The sequence below is a fragment of the Streptomyces sp. SID3212 genome (assembly GCF_009865405.1).
In the GTDB taxonomy this organism is placed as follows: Bacteria; Actinomycetota; Actinomycetes; order Streptomycetales; family Streptomycetaceae; genus Streptomyces.
In genome coordinates, this window is sequence record NZ_WWJY01001138.1 from 1 (window position 1) to 24,582 (window position 24,582).

Sequence of the window (24,582 nt, forward strand, 5' to 3'; positions counted from 1 at the left end):
CCCAGGCCGCCGCCCTGCCCGGCCGGCTGGCCGGCGTCCCGCTCGCCGCCGTCGTCAGCAGCCCCCTCCAGCGCTGCCAGGAGACCCTGCGGCCGCTGCTCGACAGCAGGCCGGACGTGCCCGTGCACAGCGAGGACCGGATCGGTGAGTGCCACTACGGCGACTGGTCGGGCCGCAAACTCGCCGAGCTGAGCGACGATCCGCTGATGGAGGTCGTGCAGCAGCACCCCTCCGCCGCCGCCTTCCCCGGCGGCGAGTCGATGCGCGCCATGCAGGCGCGTGCCGTGGAGGCGGTACGGGACTGGAACGCGCGCGTCGAAAAGGAGCACGGCGACGACGCCGTCTACCTGATGTGCTCGCACGGCGACATCATCAAGGCGCTCGTGGCCGACGCCCTCGGCATGCACCTCGACCTCTTCCAGCGGATCCACGTGGACCCGTGCTCGGTCACCGTCGTCCGCTACACCCGGTTGCGCCCGTATGTCGTACGGCTCGGTGACACGGGCGATCTGAGCGGGCTGGCGCCGCGTGAGAACACAACCGGCGGTCCGGGTGTTGTAGGAGGCGGCGCGGGAGCACCGTGATCGCTCCGCGCAGTAGGGTGGACGCGCCTTCCTCACGCAGCGCGCCACCCGGTACGTCACGCACCACGCCTTCCGCACGCAGCACTTCCCCAGCCGATTCCCAAGGGAGATCAGGACGTGTCCCGTCAGGTGTTCCTCTACGACCCACCGGACCGCTTCGTGGCCGGTACGGTCGGGCTGCCTGGACGCCGTACGTTCTTCCTCCAGGCTTCCGCCGCGGGGCGCGTCACCAGCGTCGCCCTGGAGAAGACCCAGGTGGCCGCCCTCGCCGAGCGGATCGACGAACTGCTCGACGAAGTGGTCCGCCGCACGGGCGGCAACGCCCCGGTGCCCGCCGTCGCCCCCACCGAGATCGCCGACTCCGCCCCGCTGGACGCCCCCGTGGAGGAGGAGTTCCGGGTCGGCACGATGGCGCTCGCGTGGGACGGTGACGAACAGCGCATGATCGTCGAGGCGCAGGCCCTCGTCGAGGTCGACGCCGACACCGACGAGGACCTCGCCGAGGCCGAGGAGCGGCTCCTCCAGGACGAGGAGAACGGTCCGCCGATGCTCCGGGTCCGCCTCAGCGGGGCGCAGGCCCGCGCCTTCGCCAAACGCGCCCTCGACGTGGTCAACGCGGGCCGCCCGCCGTGCCCGCTGTGCAGCCTGCCGCTCGACCCGGAAGGACACGTATGCCCGCGCCAGAACGGATACCGCCGCGGAGCGTGAGCCCGGGCGACCTGCTCGCCAAGGGCGAGCTGACCGTGCGCGGCCGGATCCGTGAGGCGTCCAACGCGGTCCTGTACTGCTCCGTCTCGTACGAGGGCACCGAGGCGCACTGCGTCTACAAGCCCGTCGCCGGGGAACGCCCCCTGTGGGACTTCCCGGACGGGAACCTCGCCCGCCGTGAGGTGGCGGCGTACGAGATCTCCGAGGCGACCGGCTGGGGGCTCGTACCGCCCACCGTGCTGCGCGAGGGCCCGTACGGCGAAGGCATGTGCCAGCTCTGGATCGAGACGGACACCGACGAGGCGGCGGCCCTGCTCGCCCTCGTCGAGGACGAGGAACCGGGCGAGGGGTGGAAGGCCGTCGGCTTCGCCGAGGTCGGCGAGGGGCAGACCGCCCTGCTCGTGCACGCCGACGACGAGCGGCTGCGGCGGCTCGCGGTCCTGGACGCCGTCATCAACAACGGCGACCGCAAGGGCGGCCATCTCCTGCCGGCCGCCGGGGGACGGCTGTACGGCATCGACCACGGCGTCACCTTCAACGTGGACGACAAGCTGCGCACGCTGCTCTGGGGGTGGGCCGGCGAACCCCTCACCGAGGAGGCGCTGTCCGTGCTCGCCCGGCTGGAGGACGCGCTCGCCGACGGCCGGCCCCTCGCGGCCCGGCTGGCGGGGCTGATCACGGAGGCCGAGACCGAGGCGGTCCGCGCCCGGGTCCGTGAGCTGCGCCACACGGGACTCCACCCGCAGCCGTCGGGCCAGTGGCCCGCCATCCCCTGGCCGCCGGTCTGAGAACAGGCCCGGTCACCGGCGGGAACAGGCCCGGCCACCTGTGAGCACGGGCCCGGCCACCGGTCGGGGGCCCGCCGGGACGGGGTGGACACGGCCCGCCCGGGACCGCCCACCACGGCGCTGATCTTTCCGCAAGGGCGTCCAACCGGCCAGGACCGCGCATCCGGTTCGTTTCCGGAACTACCGGCCGGTTACGCTCATGACATGCATGCCTGGCCCGCTTCCGAGGTCCCCGCCCTGCCTGGCAAGGGCCGCGACCTCAGGATTCACGACACCTCGACCGACGGCCGCGTCACCCTCGCGCCCGGTCCCGTCGCCCGCATCTACGTCTGCGGCATCACCCCGTACGACGCGACCCACATGGGACACGCGGCGACCTACAACGCGTTCGACCTCGTGCAGCGCGTGTGGCTCGACACGAAGCGGCAGGTCCACTACGTCCAGAACGTGACCGACGTCGACGATCCCCTGCTGGAGCGCGCCGAGCGCGACGGCGAGGACTGGGTGGCGCTCGCGGAGCGTGAAACCGCCTTGTTCCGGGAGGACATGACGGCCCTGCGGATGCTTCCGCCCCAGCACTACATCGGCGCGGTCGAGGCCATACCGGGCATCGTGCCGCTCGTGGAGCGGCTGCGGGACGCCGGGGCCGCGTACGAACTCCAGGGCGACATCTACTTCTCGGTGGCGGCCGATCCGCACTTCGGCGAGGTGTCGCGCCTCGACGCCGAGGCGATGCGGCTGCTCTCCGCCGAGCGGGGCGGCGACCCCGACCGCCCCGGCAAGAAGAACCCCCTCGACCCGATCCTCTGGATGGCCGCCAGGCCGGGCGAGCCCAGCTGGGACGGCGGAAGCCTCGGCCAGGGGCGGCCCGGCTGGCACATCGAGTGCGTGGCCATCGCGCTCGACCACCTCGGCATGGGCTTCGACGTCCAGGGCGGCGGCAGCGACCTCGCCTTCCCGCACCACGAGATGGGCGCCTCGCACGCCCAGGCGCTGACCGGGGAACACCCCTTCGCCCAGGCGTACGTACACGCCGGCATGGTCGGCCTCGACGGCGAGAAGATGTCCAAGTCCCGGGGCAACCTGGTCTTCGTCTCGACGCTCCGCCGGGACGGCGTGGACCCGGCGGCGATCCGTCTCACCCTGCTGGCGCACCACTACCGCTCCGACTGGGAGTGGACCGACCAGGTGCTCCAGGACGCGCAGGAGCGCCTCGCCCGCTGGCGGGCCGCCGTCTCGCGCCCCGACGGCCCCCCGGCCGACGCGGTCGTCGAGGAGATCCGCGCGGCGCTGGCGGACGACCTGGACGCCCCGGCGGCGCTGGCCGCCGTGGACCGCTGGGCGGAGCTCCAGGCGTCCACGGGCGGTACGGACGAGGGAGCGCCCGGCGTGATCTCCCGCGCGGTCGACGCCCTGCTCGGAGTGGCCCTCTAGGGAGTGTCCCGGGGCCACCCACCGACCCAGCACGGCCGGTCACGGATACCGACATCCGTAACCGGCCGTGCTGTTGTGCATGATCCGGCCAAACTCCCCTTGTAAGCAGGGTGTGTGATGGGGTGTGAGGGACGGCACACCCCATTCCCGGGAGGACGCTCAGCATGCAACGTTCCTTCGCACGGCGTGACTTGCTCGCCGCCGCGGCCGCCCTCGGCGGCGCGGCGCTCCTCGCTCCGCTCGGCTCCACCGCCTCGGCCGCCCCGCGCCCCACCGCACGGACCTGGCCCGCCACCTTCCCCCTGCCGGACGGCTTCCGGCCCGAGGGCATCGCCATCGGCTCGGAGCCGTACGCCTACATAGGTTCGATCGCGCGCGGCGACGTCTACCGCGCGAGCCTCGCCACCGGCCGCGGCAAGGTCGTCGTCCAGGGGCTCGGCCCCGAACACCCCGTCATCGGGCTCAAGTCGGACGGCCGGGGCCGGCTGTTCCTGAGCGGCGGGGTCAGCGGCGAGATCCGGATCGCCGACCTGCGGACGGGGAAGGTCACGAAGACCTTCACCGTGGGCACGGACCTCACCATGGTCAACGACGTGATCCTGACACCGGGCGCCGCGTGGTTCACCGACTCCTTCGAACCACAGCTCTACAGGCTGCCGTTGGGCCGGCACGGCGAGCCGGGCGACCGCGTCGCGACCGTCCCGCTGAGCGGCGACTGGGTCCAGGGGCCGGCCCTCACCGCCAACGGCATCACCACCACCCCGGACGGCCGGGCGCTGCTCGTGGTGAACAGCTTCGCGAACGGCGGCGGCCTGATGCGGGTCGACCCCCGCACCGGTGTGGCACGCGCCGTGGACCTCGGGCCGACCCGGCTCTCCAACGGGGACGGCCTGCTGCTCCTCGGCCGTACGCTCTACGTGGTCCAGAACCGGCAGAACGCCATCGACGTCCTGCTGCTCGACCGCGCCGGCACGAAGGGCACGGCCCTCACCCGGATCACCGCCCCGGGGACCTTCCGGGTCCCCACGACGGCTGCGGCGTACGGCAACCGGATCTACCTGCCCAACGCCCGCTTCGACGTGACCGCCCCGACCCCGGAGACGGACTACGACGTGGTGTCGGTCGCGCGCGTACGCGGTTAGCCGAACGCACCGCCTCGGACGCACCGCCTGGAACGCACCGCGCCGGACGGACCGCACCACGGTCCGTCCGGCGTCGGCGTCGGCGCACTCCGGGGGAGGCGTCTCCCTACGGCGTGTCGTCGTTCTTGCCCTTGTCGTCGTCGGCTCCGTCCCCGGCGTCTCCGTCCCCGGCTCCGGGACCCGGTCCCGCCTCCGGGCCGGTGTCCGGGTCCGTCCCCGCCTCGGGCCCCGGCCGCGGCGGTCTCTGCGGACGGCCCCGCCCCGGTCCCGCCGAGGGATCACGGCGGTACGAGGGCCCCTCGCCGCTCTCCGTGGCGTGCCCGCCCGCCGCCGGTCCCGGCCCGCCGTCGCGGCGCCGGAGATACCGCTCGAACTCCCGCGCGATGGCCTCGCCGGACGCCTCGGGCAGCTCCGCCGTGTCCCGCGCCTCCTCCAGCGTCTGGACGTACTCCGCCACCTCGCTGTCCTCGGCGGCCAGTTGGTCGACGCCCAGCTGCCACGCCCGCGCGTCCTCCGCCAGTTCACCCAGCGGGATCCGCAGACCGATCAGGTCCTCCAGGCGGTTGAGGAGCGCCAGCGTCGCCTTGGGGTTGGGCGGCTGCGACACGTAGTGCGGCACCGCGGCCCACAGGCTCACCGCGGGCACGCCCGCGTGCGTGCACGCCTCCTGGAGGATCCCGACGATGCCGGTCGGCCCCTCGTAGCGGGTTTCCTCCAGATCCATCGTCCTGGCCAGATCGGCGTCCGAGGTGATCCCGCTGACCGGCACCGGCCTGGTGTGCGGGGTGTCGCCGAGCAGCGCGCCCAGGATGACCACCATCTCCACACCCAGCTCATGGGCGAAGCCCAGGATCTCGTTGCAGAAGGAACGCCAGCGCATGGACGGTTCGATGCCACGGACCAGTACCAGGTCACGGGGCGTCTCACCGCCGACCCGGACCACGGAGAGCCGGGTGGTCGGCCAGGTGATCTTCCGTACTCCGCCGTCCAGCCACACCGTCGGCCGGTTGACCTGGAAGTCGTAGTAGTCCTCGGCGTCGAGCGCCGCGAACACCTCGCCCTTCCACTCCCGGTCCAGATGCGCGACCGCGGTGGAGGCGGCGTCGCCGGCGTCGTTCCAGCCTTCGAACGCGGCCACCATGACCGGGTCGATCAGCTCAGGAACCGCCTCGAGCTCGATCACCCAGTGCCTCCTTCCGAAGTTCCCTTGTCCACGCCCCAACCTTACGGCTTTCCCGGTCTCCGCCCGCAGCCCCGCGCACGCCCGGGTGAACTTCGGCGCGGTGGGGCATAGGTCGGAGAAAACAGCCGACCGACAGCCAACCAGCAGCCGACCGGCCGACGATTCATCCGAGCTGTGACCGTTATTTTTCTCCGAGCCCTGGACGTTTAGGCGTCAGCGACGCTATACATCGGATGACCACAAGAGGTCCGATGTTCTTCCAAGGGGGCGTGCATGAGTCAGACCGTCACAGGGTTCGAGGTTCACGACATCCGTTTTCCCACCTCGGAACAGCTCGACGGCTCCGACGCCATGAACCCGGACCCCGACTACTCGGCGGCCTACGTGGTCCTGCGTACCACGGACGGCGCCGAGGGGCACGGCTTCTGCTTCACGATCGGGCGGGGCAACGAGGTCACCGCCGCAGCGATCGAGGCACTGCGTCCGTACGTCGTGGGGCGACCGGCCCCGCGCACCGCGGCCGATCTCGCCGCGCTGTACTTCGAGCTCACCCATGACTCGCAGCTGCGCTGGCTCGGCCCGGAGAAGGGCGTGATGCACATGGCGGCGGGCGCCGTCGTCAACGCCGCCTGGGACCTGGCCGCCGGATACGCGGGCAAGCCGGTCTGGGAGTTCCTCGCCGGGATGACCCCCGAGGAACTCGTCTCGCTCGTCGACTTCCGCTATCTGACGGACGTTCTCACCCCGGACGACGCGCTCGCCATCCTGCGGGCCGCCGAACCGGGCCGCGCCGAGCGGGCCGCGCGACTGCGCGAGCGGGGCTACCCCGCCTACACCACCTCACCGGGCTGGCTCGGTTACGCCGACGCCAAACTGGTCGGTCTCGCCCAGCAGGCCGTCGCCGACGGCTTCGAGCAGATCAAGCTCAAGGTGGGCGGCGATCTGGACGACGACGTACGGCGCATGAAGCTCGCCCGCGAGGCCGTCGGTCCCGACATCCGGATCGCCGTCGACGCCAACCAGCGCTGGGACGTCGCCGAGGCGGTGCGCTGGATGGCCGCGCTCGCCCCGTACGAACCGCACTGGATCGAGGAGCCCACCAGCCCCGACGACATCCTCGGCCACGCCGCCATCCGCGCCGGGCAGCCGGTGAAGGTGGCCACCGGCGAACACGTCGCCAACCGCGTCGTGTTCAAGCAGCTGCTCCAGGCCGGGGCCGTCGACTTCGTCCAGATCGACGCGGCCCGCGTGGCGGGCGTCAACGAGAACGTGGCGATCCTGCTCCTCGCGGCCAAGTTCGGCGTGCCTGTCTGCCCGCACGCGGGCGGGGTCGGGCTGTGCGAACTGGTCCAGCATCTCTCGATGTTCGACTTCGTCGCCGTCTCCGGCAGCTGGGACGACCGGGTCATCGAGTACGTGGACCACCTCCACGAGCACTTCGCCGACCCCGTGGTCATCGTCTCCGGGAGATACTCCGCCCCGACGGCGCCCGGCTTCTCCGCCCGGATGCTCCCCGCGTCGATCGCCGAGCACAGCTACCCCGACGGGCCCGTCTGGCAGGCCCGCCGCACCACCGAGGAGATCAGCTCATGACATCCGTACGGGACTTCGAGGGGCTGAACGCCCTGGTGACGGGCGGCGCCTCCGGCATCGGCGCGGCCATCGCCGCGCTGCTGCTCGAACGGGGCGCCCAGGTCGCCGTACTGGACCGGGACACCGCGGGAGCCCCCGGGGGGACGCTGGCGCTCAAGGCGGACGTCACCGACGACGGGGCGGTCAAGGCCGCCGTCGACGCGGCGGCGGCGGAGTTCGGCGCGCTGCACACGGTCGTCTCCAACGCCGGGGTCGGCGCCATCGGGGCCGTCACCGACAACTCCGACGACGAGTGGCACCGCGTCCTCGACATCAACGTCCTCGGCATGGTCCGTACCGCGCGCCACGCCGTACCCCATCTGCGGCGCGCGGCGGCCGACCGGCCCGGCGCCGTCTCGATCACCCAGACGTGCTCCATCGCCGCGACGGCGGGCCTGCCCCAGCGGGCTCTCTACAGCGCCAGCAAGGGCGCTATCCTCTCGCTCACCCTGGCGATGGCCGCGGATCACGTCCGGGAGGGGATCCGCGTCAACTGCGTCAACCCCGGAACCGCCGACACACCCTGGATCGGACGCCTGCTCGACCAGGCCCCGGACCCCGCGGCCGAGCGCGCCGCCCTCGCCGCCCGCCAGCCGTCAGGACGACTGGTCGGCGCGGACGAGGTCGCCGCGGCGGTCGCCTACCTCGCCAGCCCCGCCGCGGCGGCCGTCACGGGGACGGCACTCGCGGTGGACGGCGGGATGCAAGGCCTGCGCCTGCGTCCCGCCAACTGAGCCGACACTCACCTTCATAAGGACGGGACCTCCATGAAGCGTCACACCGCGGACCGCTCCCCACTCCGCAGACTTCGTACGACGGGCGCCTCCGCCTGTGCCGTGGTGCTTGCCGTGGCAGCCCTCGCCGGCTGCAACCGTGAGTCGGACTCCGACAGCGCCGCCGGCGGCGGGAAGGTCGGCATCGACCTGCCGCGCGCCGACAGCGACTTCTGGAACTCCTACCAGCAGTACATCGACAAGGGGGTCAAGGAGGACGGCATCGACGCCCTCCCGCCGACCAACTCGCAGAACGACATCGGCAAGCTCGTCGCCAACGTCCAGGCCTTCACCGACCAGGGCGCCAAGGCCGTCGTCATGGCCCCGCAGGACACCGGCGCGATAGCCGAGACGCTCCAGACGCTGAGCGACAAGAAGATCCCCGTCGTCAGCGTGGACACCCGCCCCGACAAGGGCGACGTCTACATGGTCGTCCGGGCCGACAACCGGGCGTACGGCCAGAAGGCCTGCGAGTACCTGGGCGAGCAGCTCAAGGGCAAGGGCAAGGTCGCGGAGTTCCAGGGCGACCTCTCCTCCATCAACGGCCGTGACCGCTCCGAGGCGTTCAAGAGCTGCATGACGGAGAAGTTCCCGAACATCCAGGTCTTCGAGCTGGCCACCGAGTGGAAGGGTGACGTGGCCTCGGCCAAGCTCCAGTCCACCCTCGCCGCCCACCCCGACCTCAACGGCATCTACATGCAGGCCGGCGGTGTCTTCCTCCAGCCGACGCTGGCGCTGCTGGAGCAGAAGAAGCTCCTCAAGGCCCCCGGCACCCCCGGGCACATCACGATCATCTCCAACGACGGCATCCCCGAGGAACTGGACGCCATCCGCGCGGGCAAGATCGACGCCACCATCTCGCAGCCCGCCGACCTCTACGCCAAGTACGCGCTGTACTGGGCGAAGGAGGCCCTGGCCGGTACGACCCCGAAGGCGGGAGCGACCGACCACGACTCCACGATCATCAAGATCCCCAACGGTTTCGAGGACCAGCTCCCCGCGCCCCTGGTGACCAAGGCGAACGTGGACGACCCGAAGCTCTGGGCCAACCAGCTGGAGAAGAAGAACTAGCCATGGACCAGGCACCTCCGGACGCGGCCGCACCCGCCGCGGTCCACGCGGAAGGCATCGTCAAGCGCTTCGGTCCCACCGTGGCGCTCGACGGTGTCCGGCTCACGGTCCGCCCCGGCGAGTCCCACGCGCTCGTCGGGCGCAACGGCGCGGGCAAGTCCACCCTGGTGAGCGTGCTCACCGGGCTGCACAGGCCCGACGCAGGACAGGTCAGCTTCGGCGGCGAGCCCGCGCCCGCCTTCGGGGACACCACGGCCTGGCAGTCCAAGGTCGCCTGCGTCTACCAGAAGTCGATGGTCGTGCCCGACCTGACCGTCGCCGAGAACCTCTTCCTCAACAACTACGGCCTGGACGCCTCGGGATCCGGGGGCCGCTTCATCAGCTGGCGCGGCCTGCGGGAGCGTGCCAGGGAGCTGCTCGCGGGGTACGGGGTCGACGTCGACCCGAACGTCCGGGCCAAGGACCTGCCGGTCGAGCAGCGGCAGTTCGTGGAGATCGCCCGGGCGCTGTCCTTCGGCGCCCGGCTGATCATCCTGGACGAGCCGACCGCCCAGCTCGACGCCCGGGGGATCCAGCGGCTCTTCGACAAGCTCCGCGAACTCCAGGGCCAGGGAGTGGCGTTCCTCTTCATCTCCCACCACCTGCAAGAGGTGTACGAGCTGTGCACCGCCGTCACCGTCTACCGGGACGCCCGGCATGTGCTCACCGCCCAGGTCGCCGACCTGTCGAAGGCGGACCTGGTCACGGCGATGACGGGGGAGTCCACGGGCAAGGCGGCCTGGCACGCGGCGGGCGCGAAGGAGCAGGACACCACGGCCGAGCCCGTCCTGCGGACCGAAGGACTCACCCTGGAAGGGGAGTTCGAGCCGCTGGACCTGGCCGTACGGCCGGGCGAGGTGCTCGGTGTGGCGGGCGCCGCGGCCAGCGGCGCCACCGCCCTCGGCGAGATCCTGGCCGGCATGCGCAAGCCGTCCGGCGGCAGCGTCTCGATGCACGGCACGAAGGTCAAGCCGGGCAGTGTCCCGCACGCCCTGGACGCCGGCATCGGCTACATCCCCGAGGACCGGCACCTCCAGGGGCTGGTCCTGGAACGCAGCGTCGCGGAGAACGCGACGCTCACGGTCACCGACCAGCTCGGCCCGTGGGGGACCGTCCTGCCCTCCCGTACGCGGGAGTTCGCCCGGACGATGATCGCGTCCCTGGACATCAAGACGCAGGGCCCCGAGCAGCCGGTCTCGGGCCTGTCGGGCGGCAACCAGCAGAAGGTCGTGGTGGCCCGCGCGCTGGCCCGCAAGCCCAGCGCGCTGGTCGCCCTGCGGCCGACCGCCGGGGTCGACATCAAATCGAAGGACTCGCTGCTCGGTGTCGTGCGCACGGTGGCGGACCAGGGCAGCGCGGCCGTGATCATCTCCGACGAACTGGATGATCTGCGGGTGTGCGACCGGGTCCTCGCGCTCTTCCACGGGCGCGTCGTGGCCACGTTCGGGAGCGGGTGGACGGACCAGGAACTGGTCGCCGCCATGGAAGGTGTGGGGGAGAGGGAATGACCGACACGATCAGTCCGCCGACGGTGGACACCGCGAAGGGCGCCGGGCCGGCGAGCCGGCTCAAGCTCATCCGGTGGAGCGACTTCTCGCTCGTACCGGTGATCCTGGTGCTGATGGTGATCGGCTTCATCGTCTCGCCGGTCTTCCTCACCTCCAACAACCTGATCAGCGTCGTCCAGCAGTCCTCCGAGCTGAGCCTGCTCGTGCTCGGCCAGGCGCTGATCCTGATCTGCGGCCGGATGGACCTGTCCCTGGAGTCGACGATCGGCATCGCGCCGGTCGTGGCCATGTGGCTGATCCTGCCCACGGAGGGCGGCCGGTTCAACGGGCTCGGTGTGCTGCCGTCCTGGAGCGCCATCCCCCTCTGCCTGCTGGTCGGCCTGATCATCGGGGGCATCAACGGCTTCCTGATGCTCAAGCTGCGGGTCAACGGCTTCATCGCCACCCTCGGCATGCTCACCATGCTCCGCGGTCTCCACATCGGCATCACCGAGGGCAAGTCGATCACCGACGTCCCGGAGTCCTTCCGGTACCTCGGCAAGACCGACTGGCTGGGCGCCCCGGCCGCCGTCTGGATCTGCCTGGCGCTCTTCGCGATCGGCGGGGCGGCGCTCGCCTGGCTCAAGCACGGGCGTTCGCTGTACGCCATCGGCGGCAACCCGGAGGCGGCCCGCGCGGCCGGGATCCGGGTCGACCGGATCACCTGGATCGTGCTGGCGATCGGCGGCCTGCTGGCCGCCTTCGCGGGCATCCTCTACACCGGCCACTACGGCTCGGTCGCGGCCACCCAGGGCAACGGCTGGATCTTCCAGGTCTTCGCGGCGGCGGTCATCGGAGGCATCAGCCTCAAGGGCGGGCGCGGCACGCTGTTCGGCGCGCTCACCGGCGTGCTGACGCTCCAGCTGGTCGTGAACGTGATGACCCTCGGGGGCGTACCGGCCCTCTGGAACCAGTTCCTCAACGGCGCGATCATCATCGTCGCGCTGGTCATCTCGCGCTTCGCGAGCGGCGAGAAGCAGGACTAGTCACACCCCGCGACGCCGGACGGGCGCCGGAGAAGCCACACGGCTTCTCCGGCGCCCGTACCCGTTTCCGCGCGAGGGGCGCCCGCGGTGACGTCACAGCGTCGACCGCAGCCACATCTCCACACTCGCCACATGCACGGTCGCCCACGAGCGCGCCGCCTCCGCGTCCCGGTCCCGCAGCGCCGCCAGGATCGCCCGGTGCTCGTGCAGGGTGCGGCTGACGGCGTCCTCCTGGGTCAGCCCGCGCCAGACCCGCGCCCGGGTGGTCGGCCCCGAGAGCCCGTCCAGCAGCGAGCAGAGCACCGAGTTGCCCGAGAACTGCACGATGCCCCGGTGGAACTCCAGGTCCGACGCGACCAGCTCCTCCACCGAGGGATCGGCCCCCAAGGCGTCCAACCGGGCGTCCATCGCGTCCAGTTCGGCGTCGGTGATCCGCGCGCACGCCATGGCGGTGGCGGCCGGCTCCAGGATGCGCCGTACCGCGAGGAACTCCAGCACGGTGTCGTCGCGGTGGAAGTCCACCACAAAGCTCAGCGCCTCCAGCAGCAGCTGGGGATCCAGGCTGGTGACGTACGTGCCGTCGCCCTGCCGTACGTCGAGAATGCGGATGAGCGACAGCGCGCGGACCGCCTCCCGCAGGGAGTTGCGGGACAGCCCCAGCTCGGCGGCGAGTTCGCTCTCCTTGGGGAGACGGTCGCCGGGGCGCAGCGCGCCCGAGACGATCATTCCCTTGATCTTCTCGATGGCCTCGTCGGTGACAGCCATGGGCGACCTCCATACATCCGATGTATCGACCTCCCATTATGCGCCGGGAAACACCGGAGAGGGGCGCTCCGGGAAAGGAGCGCCCCTCGACACGTGCCCGCGGTCCGCCGCGGAGAGGTGCCCGCCGTCAGTTCCGCTCGGCGAGGATCGCCTCGACCCGGGCCCGGATCCCGTCCGTCGCCAGTCCTCGGATCGTCAGGGTCGTACGGCGCCGCAGGACGTCGTCGGCCGTCTCGGCCCACTCGTGGTCACGGGCGTAGACGACCTGCGCCCAGATCTCGGGCGCGTCCGGGTGGATCCGCTCGCCCAGCTCCGCGTGCTCGTTGGCGAGCCGGACGATGTCGAACGCCAGCGTGCCGTAGTGGGTGGCCAGGTGGTGGGCGGTGTCTGGCGCCATCGACGGTCCGGTACCGCCCCCGTCGATCATCAGCCGGTGCGCCACCGCGTGCGGGTTGGCGAGCCCCGGCAGCGGAGCCTTCTTCGGCAGGTCCGAGATCGGCTCCATGTTGTCGCTGAGCGGGTGCCCCGGCAGCTCCGCCAGCTTGTTGACCACCATGCGGCCGATGTGCCGGAAGGTCGTCCACTTGCCGCCCGCCACCGACAGCATGCCGCCGCTGCCCTCGGTCACGACCGTCTCGCGCTTGGCCGTGGAGGTGTCGCCGGGGCCGCCGGGCAGCACCCGCAGACCCGCGTACGAGTACGTGATCAGGTCCCGGGAGAGCTGCTGGTCCCGTACGGACAGCGACGCCTCGTCCAGGATCTGGTGGATGTCCTTGTCGTTGACGGCGAGGTCGGCGGGGTCGCCCACGTACTCCTCGTCCGTCGTCCCGAGCACCAGCATGTCCTCCCAGGGGAGGGCGAAGGTGATGCGGTACTTGTCGATGGGGGTGGCGAGCGCCGCGTTCCACGGCGCGGTGCGCCGCAGGACCAGGTGCGCGCCCTTGGAGAGGCGGATGGACGGCTCCGAGGCCGCGTCCTCCATGGTCCGCAGCCGGTCCACCCACGGCCCGGTGGCGTTGAGCACCAGCCGGGCGTCGACCCCGAACTCACTGCCGTCCAGGGCGTCCTTGAGGTCCGCGCCGGTCACCCGGCCGCCGGTGAAGCGCAGTCCGGTGACCTCGGCGTGGTTGAGGACGGTGGCGCCCGAGTCGACGGCCGCGCGGACCGTCATCAGCGCCATCCGCGCGTCGTTCATCTGGTCGTCGCCGTACACGGCCACGGCCTTGAGGTTGTCCGTACGCAACTCGGGCACGGCGCGCCGCGCCTTGGCCGGGCTGATCACGTGGCCCACGCCGTCGCCGAACGCGGAGAGCGCGGAGTACGCGAAGACACCCGCGCCCAGCTTGGTGGCGCCGTGCGGTCCGCCCTTGTAGACGGGCAGGTAGAAGGTGAGCGGGTTGGCCAGGTGCGGTGCCACCTGGCGGGAGACCGCACGCCGCTCGAAGTGGTTCTCCGCGACCAGCTTCACCGCGCCGGTCTGGAGGTAGCGCAGTCCGCCGTGGAGCAGCTTGGAGGAGGCGGACGAGGTGGCGCCGGCGAAGTCGCCGCCGTCCACCAGAGCCACCCGCAGCCCCGACTGGGAGGCGTGCCAGGCGGTGGAGATGCCCAGGATGCCGCCGCCGATCACCAGGAGGTCGTACGTCGCCGTGGAAAGCTGTTCCCGGGTCTGGGCGCGGCTCGGCAGGGTTCCGCCGGCCGGGTGCGTCCCCAGTGCGGGGGCGCTCTGGAGGGTGGTGCTCATCGTTGACTCCTCGTCAGCTCGTCCGGGCTCGGCGGCCGGTGTGCGTCGTCGGCTGTCGTCCGCCGTCGTCCGCTGTCTGTCAGCTGTCTTCTTCTTCGAGCCAGCCCATGGTCCTGTCGACCGCCTTGAGCCAGCTCTTGTACTCGCGATCGCGGGTGTCCGCGTCCATCTGGGGCGTCCACTCGGCGGCCCTGCGCCAGTTGGCCTTGAGGGCGTCGGTGTCGGGCCAGAAGCCGACGGCGAGCCCGGCCGCGTAGGCGGCGCCGAGCGCGGTCGTCTCGGCGACCATCGGGCGCACCACGGGGGCGTCGAGGACGTCGGCGAGCGTCTGCATCAGCAGGTTGTTGGCGGTCATGCCGCCGTCGACCTTGAGGGTCGTCAGCTCGACGCCCGAGTCCTTGGTCATGGCGTCGCTGATCTCGCGGGTCTGCCAGGCGGTCGCCTCCAGCACCGCGCGGGCGATGTGGGCCTTGGTGACGTAGCCGGTCAGGCCTGCGATGACCCCGCGGGCGTCCGCGCGCCAGTGCGGGGCGAAGAGCCCGGAGAAGGCGGGCACGAAGTACACCCCGCCGTTGTCCTCGACGGAGGAGGCCAGGGTCTCGATCTCGGGCGCCGACTTGATGAGGCCCATCTGGTCGCGCATCCACTGCACCAGCGAACCGGTGACGGCGATCGCGCCTTCCAGGGCGTACACGGCCGGCTGGTCGCCGATGCGGTAGCCGACGGTCGTCAGCAGGCCGGAGTAGGAGTTGATCGGCTTGTGGGCGGTGTTCATCAGCATGAACGTGCCGGTGCCGTACGTGGACTTGGCCTCGCCCTCCTCGAAGCAGGTCTGGCCGAACAGCGCCGCCTGCTGGTCGCCGAGCGCCGAGGCCACCGGGATGCCGTCGAGGGCGCCGCCCTTGGCCTTCCCGTACACCTCCGCGGAGGAGCGGATCTCGGGCAGCATCTCGATGGGCACGCCGATGGAGGTACAGAGCTTTGGATCCCACTGGAGGGTGGTGAGGCTCATCAGCATCGTCCTGGAGGCGTTGGTGACGTCCGTGACGTGCACGCCGCCGTTCACCCCGCCGGTGAGGTTCCAGATGACCCAGGAGTCCATGGTGCCGAAGAGGATGTCGCCGCGCTCGGCGCGCTCGCGCAGGCCCTCGACGTTGTCGAGCAGCCAGCGGGCCTTCGGTCCCGCGAAGTAGGTCGCGAGGGGCAGGCCGGTCTCGCGGCGGAAGCGGTCCTGGCCGACGTTGCGGCCGAGTTCGCGGACGAGGGCGCCGGTACGGGTGTCCTGCCAGACGATCGCGTTGTGGACGGGCTCACCGGTGTTCTTGTCCCAGAGCATGGTGGTCTCGCGCTGGTTGGTGATGCCGATCGCCAGGACGTCCTTCTTGGTGATGCCCGCCTTCTGGATGGCGTTCGCCACGACTTCCTGGACGTTGGCCCAGATCTCGGTGGCGTTGTGCTCCACCCAGCCGGGCTTGGGGAAGATCTGTTCGTGCTCCTTCTGGTCGACGGCGACGATGCGTCCGTCGACGTCGAAGACGATGCAGCGGCTGGACGTGGTGCCCTGGTCGATGGCCGCGATGAACGGGCCGGTGCCGTGGGAGGAAGTCCCGGTGGTTGCGTCACTCACGGTATCGCTCCTGCTCTGTGCGAAGGGATGGAGAGGCTCAGGCTCAGGCGAGGACCCAGTTGTAGAAACCGCCGGCCGCGGCGCCGCCGATGAGCGGTGCCACCACCGGTATCCAGGCGTAGCTCCAGTCGGAGCCGCCCTTGTTGGGCAGCGGCAGGAGCGCGTGGACGATACGGGGGCCCAGATCGCGGGCCGGGTTGATCGCGTACCCCGTGGGGCCGCCGAGCGACAGCCCGATCCCCACCACGACCAGCGCCGTGACCAGCACGCCGATGGTGCCGAGGCCGTTGCCCTCGTTGTTGAGCCCCTGGGTGAGGATCGCGATGACCAGGACGAACGTGGCGATGATCTCGGTCAGTACGTTCTGGAGGACGTTCCTGACCTCGGGCCCGGTGGAGAAGATCCCGAGGACGGGACCGGCCTGGGGGGCCGTCTCCTGATCGACCAGCCCCTCCGTCGCGGGCTGGGCCGCGAGGATCTCCGGGTCGGTGAGATGGGCCGTGAACTGACCCATGTAGGTGACCCAGACCAGGAACGCGCCGATGATCGCCCCCAGCAGCTGGGAGCCGAGGTAGAGCGGTACGTCGCCCCACTTCGTACCGCCCTCGATCGCCAGACCGAGGGTGACCGCCGGATTGAGCTGTGCGCCGGAGACACCCGCGGACAGGTAAGCGCCGGTCAGTACGGCGAAGCCCCAGCCGAAGCTGATGGCGAGCCAGCCCGCGTCGCGGGCCTTCGAGCGCTTGAGCACCACGGCGGCGACAACGCCGCCGCCGAGCAGGATCAGGATGGCGGTACCTGTGGTCTCGCCTATGAAGATGTCAAAGTCGGACACCCGAGACTCCTTCGTCCAGGGGGACGCGGACCTCCGGCACACGCCAGGGGCCCGCACCCTCACACGAGAGCGTTGCCGGCCACTGGCGCTGTCCCACACTAACTCGCATTACCGGTAAGTGTTCGACAATGCCGACCGCTGAACGGCAGTTTTCTCCTGTGTCCAACATGCAGTCAAGGGTCCGGGAACCGAAACCTCGTACTACTCATGATCCGCCATACCGCTCAAAAGCGCCCGGCGCCGATGTCCCGGGAGACCGAACGGGCGCACTCGCGGACCGCCGCCACCAGCTCGGGACGTACCTCTCCGTCCTTGCAGACACGTTCGACCGCACCGGTGATGGCTATGGCTCCGACCGGCATCTTCCTGCGGTCGTGGATGGGCGCGGCCACCGCCGCGACGCCCTCCCAGGTCTCCTCGACGTCCACCGCCCACCCCCGCGCGCGGGTCAGATCGAGGATCTCCTCGAACTCCGCCGCACCGGTGACGGTCCGGGGTGTGAGCGCCGTACGCTCCCCCTCCATCACCTCGTGATGGGCCACCGGGTCGTACGCCGACAGCACCTTGCCCAGCGCCGTCGAGTGCAGCGGCTGCATGGCCCCCACCTCCAGGACCTGCCTGCTGTCGTCCGGCCGGAAGACGTGGTGGACGATCAGCACGCCCTGCTGGTGGACCACCCCCAGATGCACGCTCTCCCCGCTGGACCGCGCCAGGTCGTCCGTCCAGACCAGAGCCCGGGACCGCAGCTCGTGCACGTCCAGATAGCTGTTCCCCAGACGGAGCAGCTCCGCCCCCAGCTGGTAGCGGCCCGAGGCCGGCTCCTGCTCGACGAAGCCCTCCGCCTGGAGGGTGCGCAGGATGCCGTGCGCCGTGCCCTTCGCCAGCCCGACGGAAGCGGCGATGTCCGAGAGGCCGAGCCGCCGCTCGCCGCCCGCCAGCAGGCGCAGCATGGCCGCCGCCCGTTCCAGCGACTGGATGTTCTTCGCCATCGGCCGGACCTCCCGTACGTGCGCTTTCCCTACACACAGTTCGACAATGCGGAACACTATCGGCCGATGCCGACCTTTTGTCAGCGCGGACACGACACGCCGACACGGGCCCACCGCCCGTCCGGCGGCCGGAATGGCACCCCGTTCCCGCACCCGCCCGGCTACGCTGGCCGGGTGCGCCGTCTCCAGACGCCGCAAAGCCGACAGCCGTCGCAACCCGGGAGTACCTTCATGGCCTCGTCGCCAGCACCCTCCACCGACAGCAAGAGCCGGATCGCCGCCCTCCGTGAGGCACTCGCCACACGCGTGGTGGTCGCCGACGGCGCGATGGGCACGATGCTCCAGGCGCAGGACCCCACGATGGAGGACTTCGAGCAGCTGGAAGGCTGCAACGAGATCCTCAACGTGACCCGCCCGGACATCGTCCGGCACGTCCACGAAGAGTATTTCGCCGTCGGGGTCGACTGCGTCGAGACCAACACCTTCGGCACGAACTACGCCGCCCTCGCCGAGTACGACATCGCCGACCGGGTCTTCGAGCTGGCCGAGGCGGGCGCCAGGATCGCCCGCGAGGTCGCCGACGAGTTCACCACCAATACCGGACAGCAGCGCTGGGTCCTCGGCTCCATGGGCCCCGGCACCAAACTGCCGACCCTCGGCCACGCCCCGTACCTCACCCTGCGCGACGCCTACCAGCAGAACGCCGAAGGCATGATCGCCGGCGGTGCGGACGCCCTCCTGGTGGAGACCACCCAGGACCTGCTCCAGACCAAGGCCGCCGTCCTCGGCGCGCGGCGCGCCCTGACGGCCACCGGCGCGAACCTCCCGATCATCTGCTCGGTGACGGTCGAGACGACCGGCACGATGCTCCTCGGCTCCGAGATCGGCGCGGCCCTCACCGCCCTGGAACCCCTCGGCATCGACATGATCGGCCTCAACTGCGCCACCGGGCCCGCCGAGATGAGCGAGCACCTGCGCTACCTCGCCCGGCACTCCCGCATCCCGCTGTCCTGCATGCCCAACGCCGGCCTCCCCGTCCTCGGCAAGGACGGCGCGCACTACCCGCTCTCCGCCGCCGAACTGGCCGACGCGCAGGAGACCTTCGTCCGCGAGTACGGCCTCTCCCTCGTCGGCGGCTGCTGCGGTACGACCCCCGAGCACCTGCGCCAGGTCGTGGAGCGCGTCCGCGACGCGGTGCCCACGGTCCGCGACCCCCGCCCCGAGCCGGGCGCCGCGTCCCTCTACCAGACCGTGCCGTTCCGCCAGGACGCGGCCTTCCTCGCCATCGGCGAGCGGACGAACGCCAACGGGTCGAAGAAGTTCCGCGAGGCCATGCTCGAAGGCCGCTGGGACGACTGCGTCGAGATGGCCCGCGACCAGATCCGCGAAGGCGCCCACCTGCTGGACCTCTGCGTCGACTACGTCGGCCGCGACGGCGCCGCCGACATGGCCGAACTCGCCGGCCGCTTCGCCACCGCCTCCACCCTCCCGATCGTCCTCGACTCCACCGAACTCCCCGTCCTGCGCGCGGGCCTGGAGAAGCTCGGCGGACGCGCCGTCATCAACTCCGTCAACTACGAGGACGGCGACGGGCCCGAGTCCCGCTTCCACAAGGTCACCGAACTCGCCGTCGAGCACGGCGCCGCCCTCATCGCGCTCACCATCGACGAGGAGGGCCAGGCCCGTACCCCCGAGCACAAGGTCGCCATCGCCGAACGGCTCATCGAGGACCTCACCGGGAACTGGGGCGTCCACGAGTCCGACATCCTCATCGACACCCTGACCTTCACCATCTGCACCGGCCAGGAGGAGTCCCGCAAGGACGGCATCGCCACCATCGACGCCATCCGCGAACTCAAGCGCCGCCACCCCGACGTCCAGACCACCCTCGGCCTGTCCAACATCTCCTTCGGCCTCAACCCGGCCGCCCGCGTCGTCCTCAACTCCGTCTTCCTCGACGAGTGCGTCAAGGCGGGACTGGACTCGGCGATCGTGCACGCCTCGAAGATCCTGCCCATCGCCCGCCTGGAGGAGGAGCAGGTCAAGGTCGCCCTCGACCTCATCTACGACCGGCGCGAAGAGGGCTACGACCCGCTCCAGAAGCTCATGGCGCTCTTCGAGGGCGTCAACATGAAGTCGATGAAGGACGGCCGCGCCGAGGAGTTGCTGGCCCTCCCGCTGAACGAGCGGCTGGAGCGCCGCATCATCGACGGCGAGAAGAACGGCCTGGAGGCCGACCTCGCCGCGGCGCTGGAGGAACGGCCCGCCCTGGACATCGTCAACGACACCCTGCTGAACGGCATGAAGGTCGTCGGCGAACTCTTCGGCTCCGGCCAGATGCAGCTCCCGTTCGTGCTCCAGTCCGCCGAGGTCATGAAGACCGCGGTCGCCTATCTGGAACCGCACATGGAGAAGAGCGATGCCGACGGCAAGGGCACCATCGTGCTCGCCACCGTCCGCGGCGACGTCCACGACATCGGCAAGAACCTCGTCGACATCATCCTCTCCAACAACGGCTACAACGTGGTCAACCTCGGCATCAAGCAGCCGGTCTCCGCGATCCTGGAGGCCGCCGAGGAACACCGCGCGGACGTCATCGGCATGTCGGGTCTGCTGGTGAAGTCGACCGTGATCATGAAGGAGAACCTCCAGGAGCTCAACCAGCGCCGGATGGCCGCCGACTACCCGGTCATCCTCGGCGGAGCCGCCCTCACCCGCGCCTACGTCGAACAGGACCTCCACGAGATCTACGAGGGCGAGGTCCGCTATGCCCGCGACGCGTTCGAGGGCCTGCGCCTGATGGACGCCCTCATCGCCGTCAAGCGCGGCGTCCCCGGCGCCACCCTCCCCGAGCTGAAGCAGCGCCGCGTCAAGGCCACCACCAACACCGTCGTGGAGGAGCGCCCGGAGGAGGGCGCCGCCCGCTCCGACGTCGCCACCGACAACCCGCTGCCCACCCCGCCGTTCTGGGGCACCCGCGTCGTCAAGGGCATCCAGCTCAAGGAGTACGCCTCCTGGCTGGACGAGGGCGCCCTCTTCAAGGGCCAGTGGGGCCTCAAGGAAGCCCGCAAGGGCGGCCCGACGTACGAGGAGCTCGTCGAGACCGAGGGCCGGCCCCACCTGCGCGGCTGGCTCGACCAGCTGCACACCGGCGGCATGCTCGAAGCGGCCGTCGTCTACGGCTACTTCCCCTGCGTCTCCAAGGGCGACGACCTCATCCTCCTCGGCGAGGACGGCTCGGAGCGCACCCGCTTCACCTTCCCCCGCCAGCGCCGGGGCCGCCGCCTCTGCCTGGCCGACTTCTTCCGCCCCGAGGAGTCCGGCGAGACGGACGTCGTCGGCCTCCAGGTCGTCACCGTCGGCAGCAGGATCGGCGAGACCACCGCCGAACTCTTCGAGAAGAACGCCTACCGCGACTACCTCGAACTGCACGGCCTCTCCGTCCAGCTCGCCGAGGCCCTCGCCGAGTACTGGCACGCCCGCGTCCGCTCCGAACTGGGCTTCGCCGGGGAGGACCCGGCCGAGGTGGAGGACATGTTCGCGCTCAAGTACCGGGGCGCCCGCTTCTCCCTCGGGTACGGGGCCTGCCCCGACCTGGAGGACCGGGCGAAGATCGCCGAGCTGCTCCGGCCCGAGCGCATCGGCGTCCAGCTCTCCGAGGAGTTCCAGCTCCACCCAGAGCAGTCCACGGACGCGATCATCATCCACCACCCCGAGGCGAAGTACTTCAACGCCCGCTGACCCGGACGCGAGCACGCTCCGGCCCGCCCTGACCCGTGACCTGCCGCATCCGGCGCGCGCGGAGATCGGCGGGGCCGTACACTTATCGGTCCAGCGCAGGCCGGTCGCCTGTCCCGGGGGGTTTCCCCGTGGAACAGGCGACCGGCCTTCCCGTCCCTCACGGAGGTGTGCCGGATGACCAGTACGGTCCCCGCATCGTTGACCCGTACGGCCGAAGGCTCCGCCCTTCAGGCCGTCCTTCTCGACATGGACGGCACCCTGGTCGACACCGAAGGGTTCTGGTGGGACGCCGAGGTGGAGGTCTTCAAGGATCTCGGCCACGCCCTCGACGAGTCCTGGCGCCACGTGGTCGTCGGCGGCCCCATGACCCGCAGCGCGGCCTTCCTCATCGAGGCCACCGGCGCCGCGGTCACCCTGGCCGAGCTGACCGTACTGCTCAACGACAAGTTCCAGGAACGGATCGGCCTCGGCGTCCCGATGATGCCCGGCGCGGCGAGACTCCTGGCCGAACTGGCCGCCCACGACGTCCCCACCGCCCTGGTCTCCGCCTCCCACCGGCGCATCATCGACCGGGTCCTGCTCTCGCTCGGACCGCGGTACTTCGCCCTCACCGTCGCCGGCGACGAGGTGCCCCGTACCAAACCGCACCCCGACCCCTACCTGATCGCCGCCCGCGGCCTGGGAGCCGACCCGGCGCGCTGCGCGGTCATCGAGGACACCGCCACCGGCGTGGCCTCGGCGGAGGCGGCCGGCTGCAAGGTCGTCGCGGTGCCCTCCGTCGCCCCGATCGCGCCCTCCGAGGGCCGCTCGGTCGTCACCTCCCTCGAAGAGATCGACCTCGACTTCCTGCGCGGTCTGATGACACCGCGCGACTGAGTCCCACTGCGCGTGGTTATTGGATACAATCGGAAACTCATCGCATCGGGTCGTGTATTTTCCGTGACCCGGACGGCGCCGCCGTGACGTCGGCTCACGGTTCAAGCAGTGAGCTTTATCACGCTCCAGCGGGCCGCTGGGGGCTGGCGCACCGGCCACATGCCTGATGGGCGGCGGCTTCGATGGGCCCTTGTGTCCCGATTGGTCAAGGCGTGTACGAAACCTGCCGGAGCCGGTACATCAACTCGCCGCTATGGGCGGTCACTTTGTGATGACGGGCCACTTCGGCCCCGGTCCGGCCCTCCCGGCGCCTCGGACTAATCTCGTCGCGAGTACTTCGCCGCACCAGCAGCATGTCCCGGCGCCCGCCAAATCGCCGCGACGACAGGACCGATCGCCCTGTATCCCGGCCCGATCGCACTGCCCCGAACGGGTGGCGGCGGCGGAGTCTCCCATTTGCACCGCTGTATCCCAGTGCCGGATGAGGAGTACGTCCAGGATGAACCGCAAGACTTTGGTGCTGTCGGCCGTGGTCGGCCTGCTCGCGCCCGTGCTCGCCGGTTGTGGCGGCTCGGACGGCGGCTCAGGCGGCGGTGATGCCATTGTCGTGGGCACCACGGACCCGTTCGTGGCGACCAAGGAAGCCCCGGCCCCCGTCGACCCGGCGTACACCTACGACACCAACACCTGGAACCTTCTCAAGCAGACGATCCAGACGCTGCTCTACATCCCGCGCGGCGGCGGTGAGCCCATGCCGGACGCCGCCAGCCAGTGCGGCTTCACCGACACCGGCAGCGAGAGCTACCGCTGCACCCTGCGCTCGGGCCTCACGTTCTCCAACGGCGACCCGATCACCGCCGAGGACGTCAAGTACTCCATCGAGCGCGTCAGCAACATCAACGACCCCAACGGGGCCGTCGGTCTGCTGGCCAACATCGACAAGATCGAGACCAGCGGCGACAACGGGGTGATCTTCCACCTCAAGACGGCGGACGCCACGTTCCCGTACAAGCTCTCGACCCCCATCGCCGGCATCATCGACCCCAAGGTCTACGCGCCGAAGAAGCTCCTCGAAGGCTTCAAGATCGAGGGCTCGGGACCGTACACCTTCAAGGCGGAGGTGAAGGACGGCAAGATGCTCAAGGCCGTCTACACCAAGAACCCGCATTACAAGGGCGCGCTGAAGCTCCAGAACAGCAAGGTCGAGATCCGCTACTTCCCGACCGCCGAAGAGATGGCCGCCGCCCTGAAGAAGGGCGACATCGACGTGATGAACCGTTCGATGACGCCCAAGCAGATCCAGGACATGCAGGCCAAGCCGGACGACACGATCAACCTGACCGAGATACCCGGCCAGGAGATCCGCTACCTCGCCTTCAACACCAACGCGCCGGTCGTCAAGGAGAAGGCCGTACGCCAGGCGATCGCGTCCGTCGTCAACCGCGGCGACCTCATCAAGAAGGTCTACGGCCCGATGGCCGACCCGCTCTACTCCGTCATCCCGTCCGGCATCACCGGGCACACCAACTCGTTCTTCAACGAGTACGGCGACGGGAACAAGGCGGAAGCGGCGAAGTTCCTCTCCGAGGCGGGCATCGCGACCCCGGTGAAGTTCACGCTCAACTACACCACCGACCACTACGGTGCCGCGACGAAGAGCGAATTCGAGACACTTCGGGATCAGCTGAACTCCAGCGGCCTGTTCTCCGTGGATCTCAAGGGCGAACCGTGGGCGACCTTCCTTCCCAAGAAGAACGAAGGCAAGTTCCCGGTCTTCGGCCTCGGGTGGTTCCCCGACTTCCCGGACCCGGACAACTACATCGCACCGTTCCTGGACAAGGACAACATCCTCAGCAGCCCCTACGCCAACAAGAAGGCCATCGACCAGCTGATCCCCGAGTCGCGCCGTGAGGCCGACCGCAGCGCCGCGTCGAGCACCTTCGCCGAGCTCCAGAACATCGTCTCCACCGACGTACCGATGCTGCCGCTGTGGCAGGGCAAGCAGTACATCGCCGCGCGGGACGACATCTTCGGGGTGGAGTGGACGCTCGACTCGGGCGCCAACCTGCACCTCTGGGAACTGGGGCGTGGCACCGCCGGATCCTGATCCCACCGGCCGCG

General features: G+C 70.4%; 19 protein-coding genes. 13 read left to right on the forward strand and 6 right to left on the reverse strand.

Going from position 1 to position 24,582, the window contains the following annotated elements; all coding sequences use genetic code 11:
- From GT042_RS33715 to GT042_RS33735, 5 genes are all read left to right on the forward strand, one after another.
- Window positions 1-584: MSMEG_4193 family putative phosphomutase (locus tag GT042_RS33715; RefSeq protein WP_161312486.1), on the forward strand; the 584-nt coding region annotated here is incomplete at its 5' end.
- A 117-nt stretch (window positions 585-701) separates the two neighbouring features.
- Window positions 702-1,292: a DUF3090 domain-containing protein gene (locus GT042_RS33720; RefSeq protein ID WP_161312487.1), complete on the forward strand. Its 591-nt coding sequence runs from the start codon at window positions 702-704 to the stop codon at window positions 1,290-1,292.
- Window positions 1,256-2,080, forward strand: a complete 825-nt coding sequence (locus GT042_RS33725; protein WP_161312488.1) for an SCO1664 family protein — start codon at window positions 1,256-1,258, stop codon at window positions 2,078-2,080. The genes GT042_RS33720 and GT042_RS33725 overlap by 37 nt, the downstream gene beginning before the upstream one ends.
- 204 nt (window positions 2,081-2,284) lie before the next feature.
- Window positions 2,285-3,514, forward strand: a complete 1,230-nt coding sequence (gene mshC / locus GT042_RS33730) for a cysteine--1-D-myo-inosityl 2-amino-2-deoxy-alpha-D-glucopyranoside ligase (protein ID WP_161312489.1) — start codon at window positions 2,285-2,287, stop codon at window positions 3,512-3,514.
- Between the two features lie 164 nt (window positions 3,515-3,678).
- Window positions 3,679-4,656, forward strand: a complete 978-nt coding sequence (locus GT042_RS33735) for a superoxide dismutase (protein WP_161312490.1) — start codon at window positions 3,679-3,681, stop codon at window positions 4,654-4,656.
- Between the two features lie 106 nt (window positions 4,657-4,762).
- Here the strand turns inward: GT042_RS33735 and GT042_RS33740 are convergent, their stop codons facing one another.
- A complete protein-coding gene (locus tag GT042_RS33740; RefSeq protein ID WP_161312491.1) occupies window positions 4,763-5,839 on the reverse strand; it encodes a PAC2 family protein in 1,077 nt (358 codons plus the stop codon).
- Window positions 5,840-6,112: 273 nt separating this feature from the next.
- Between GT042_RS33740 and GT042_RS33745 the strand changes: the two genes are divergently transcribed.
- Genes GT042_RS33745 through GT042_RS33765 form a run of 5 tightly spaced genes read left to right on the forward strand, consistent with a single transcriptional unit; the run spans window position 6,113 to window position 11,887 of the window.
- The gene (locus tag GT042_RS33745) at window positions 6,113-7,432 is read left to right on the forward strand and encodes an enolase C-terminal domain-like protein (RefSeq protein WP_161312492.1); all 1,320 of its coding nucleotides are present in this window, start codon (window positions 6,113-6,115) and stop codon (window positions 7,430-7,432) included.
- Window positions 7,429-8,205 (forward strand): SDR family oxidoreductase, encoded by a 777-nt coding sequence (locus GT042_RS33750; RefSeq protein ID WP_161312493.1) that lies wholly within the window; start codon window positions 7,429-7,431, stop codon window positions 8,203-8,205. The genes GT042_RS33745 and GT042_RS33750 overlap by 4 nt, the downstream gene beginning before the upstream one ends.
- Window positions 8,206-8,238: 33 nt before the next feature.
- Window positions 8,239-9,315 (forward strand): sugar ABC transporter substrate-binding protein, encoded by a 1,077-nt coding sequence (locus tag GT042_RS33755; RefSeq protein WP_161312494.1) that lies wholly within the window; start codon window positions 8,239-8,241, stop codon window positions 9,313-9,315.
- A gap of 2 nt (window positions 9,316-9,317) precedes the next feature.
- Window positions 9,318-10,862, forward strand: coding sequence for a sugar ABC transporter ATP-binding protein (locus GT042_RS33760; protein WP_161312495.1), 1,545 nt, complete (start codon window positions 9,318-9,320; stop codon window positions 10,860-10,862).
- Window positions 10,859-11,887: an ABC transporter permease gene (locus tag GT042_RS33765; RefSeq protein WP_161312496.1), complete on the forward strand. Its 1,029-nt coding sequence runs from the start codon at window positions 10,859-10,861 to the stop codon at window positions 11,885-11,887. The genes GT042_RS33760 and GT042_RS33765 overlap by 4 nt, the downstream gene beginning before the upstream one ends.
- A 93-nt stretch (window positions 11,888-11,980) precedes the next feature.
- On the opposite strand, the gene GT042_RS33770 is transcribed toward GT042_RS33765, so the two are convergent.
- The 5 genes from GT042_RS33770 to GT042_RS33790 form a co-directional block, all read right to left on the reverse strand.
- Window positions 11,981-12,652, reverse strand: a complete 672-nt coding sequence (locus GT042_RS33770; protein ID WP_161312497.1) for a FadR/GntR family transcriptional regulator — start codon at window positions 12,650-12,652, stop codon at window positions 11,981-11,983.
- Between the two features lie 127 nt (window positions 12,653-12,779).
- Window positions 12,780-14,393: a glycerol-3-phosphate dehydrogenase/oxidase gene (locus GT042_RS33775; RefSeq protein WP_161312498.1), complete on the reverse strand. Its 1,614-nt coding sequence runs from the start codon at window positions 14,391-14,393 to the stop codon at window positions 12,780-12,782.
- 79 nt (window positions 14,394-14,472) lie between these two features.
- Window positions 14,473-16,020, reverse strand: coding sequence for a glycerol kinase GlpK (gene glpK / locus GT042_RS33780; RefSeq protein WP_161312499.1), 1,548 nt, complete (start codon window positions 16,018-16,020; stop codon window positions 14,473-14,475).
- Window positions 16,021-16,063: 43 nt separating this feature from the next.
- Complete coding sequence (locus tag GT042_RS33785; RefSeq protein ID WP_161312500.1) at window positions 16,064-16,855, reverse strand: MIP/aquaporin family protein; 792 nt, start codon at window positions 16,853-16,855, stop codon at window positions 16,064-16,066.
- A gap of 224 nt (window positions 16,856-17,079) precedes the next feature.
- Window positions 17,080-17,844, reverse strand: coding sequence for an IclR family transcriptional regulator (locus GT042_RS33790; RefSeq protein WP_161312501.1), 765 nt, complete (start codon window positions 17,842-17,844; stop codon window positions 17,080-17,082).
- Window positions 17,845-18,075: 231 nt separating this feature from the next.
- On the opposite strand from GT042_RS33790, the gene metH reads away from it, so the two are divergent.
- From metH to GT042_RS33805, 3 genes are all read left to right on the forward strand, one after another.
- Window positions 18,076-21,585 (forward strand): methionine synthase, encoded by a 3,510-nt coding sequence (gene metH / locus GT042_RS33795; protein ID WP_161312502.1) that lies wholly within the window; start codon window positions 18,076-18,078, stop codon window positions 21,583-21,585.
- A gap of 174 nt (window positions 21,586-21,759) precedes the next feature.
- On the forward strand, window positions 21,760-22,461 hold the full coding sequence (locus GT042_RS33800; RefSeq protein ID WP_161312503.1) for an HAD family phosphatase: 702 nt from the start codon (window positions 21,760-21,762) through the stop codon (window positions 22,459-22,461).
- A 499-nt stretch (window positions 22,462-22,960) separates the two neighbouring features.
- Complete coding sequence (locus tag GT042_RS33805) at window positions 22,961-24,568, forward strand: ABC transporter substrate-binding protein (protein WP_161312504.1); 1,608 nt, start codon at window positions 22,961-22,963, stop codon at window positions 24,566-24,568.
- Window positions 24,569-24,582 lie beyond the last annotated feature (14 nt).

Bases quoted from the DNA above. Each gene is read 5' to 3' on its own strand.
- GT042_RS33735 (WP_161312490.1), top strand. From the start codon at position 3,679: ATGCAACGTTCCTTCGCACGGCGTGACTTGCTCGCCGCCGCGGCCGCC.
- GT042_RS33770 (WP_161312497.1), bottom strand. From the start codon at position 12,652: ATGGCTGTCACCGACGAGGCCATCGAGAAGATCAAGGGAATGATCGTC.
- metH (WP_161312502.1), top strand. From the start codon at position 18,076: ATGGCCTCGTCGCCAGCACCCTCCACCGACAGCAAGAGCCGGATCGCC.
- GT042_RS33725 (WP_161312488.1), top strand. From the start codon at position 1,256: ATGCCCGCGCCAGAACGGATACCGCCGCGGAGCGTGAGCCCGGGCGAC.
- GT042_RS33760 (WP_161312495.1), top strand. From the start codon at position 9,318: ATGGACCAGGCACCTCCGGACGCGGCCGCACCCGCCGCGGTCCACGCG.
- GT042_RS33745 (WP_161312492.1), top strand. From the start codon at position 6,113: ATGAGTCAGACCGTCACAGGGTTCGAGGTTCACGACATCCGTTTTCCC.
- GT042_RS33765 (WP_161312496.1), top strand. From the start codon at position 10,859: ATGACCGACACGATCAGTCCGCCGACGGTGGACACCGCGAAGGGCGCC.
- GT042_RS33775 (WP_161312498.1), bottom strand. From the start codon at position 14,393: ATGAGCACCACCCTCCAGAGCGCCCCCGCACTGGGGACGCACCCGGCC.
- mshC (WP_161312489.1), top strand. From the start codon at position 2,285: ATGCATGCCTGGCCCGCTTCCGAGGTCCCCGCCCTGCCTGGCAAGGGC.
- GT042_RS33750 (WP_161312493.1), top strand. From the start codon at position 7,429: ATGACATCCGTACGGGACTTCGAGGGGCTGAACGCCCTGGTGACGGGC.
- GT042_RS33800 (WP_161312503.1), top strand. From the start codon at position 21,760: ATGACCAGTACGGTCCCCGCATCGTTGACCCGTACGGCCGAAGGCTCC.
- GT042_RS33790 (WP_161312501.1), bottom strand. From the start codon at position 17,844: ATGGCGAAGAACATCCAGTCGCTGGAACGGGCGGCGGCCATGCTGCGC.
- GT042_RS33805 (WP_161312504.1), top strand. From the start codon at position 22,961: ATGAACCGCAAGACTTTGGTGCTGTCGGCCGTGGTCGGCCTGCTCGCG.
- GT042_RS33755 (WP_161312494.1), top strand. From the start codon at position 8,239: ATGAAGCGTCACACCGCGGACCGCTCCCCACTCCGCAGACTTCGTACG.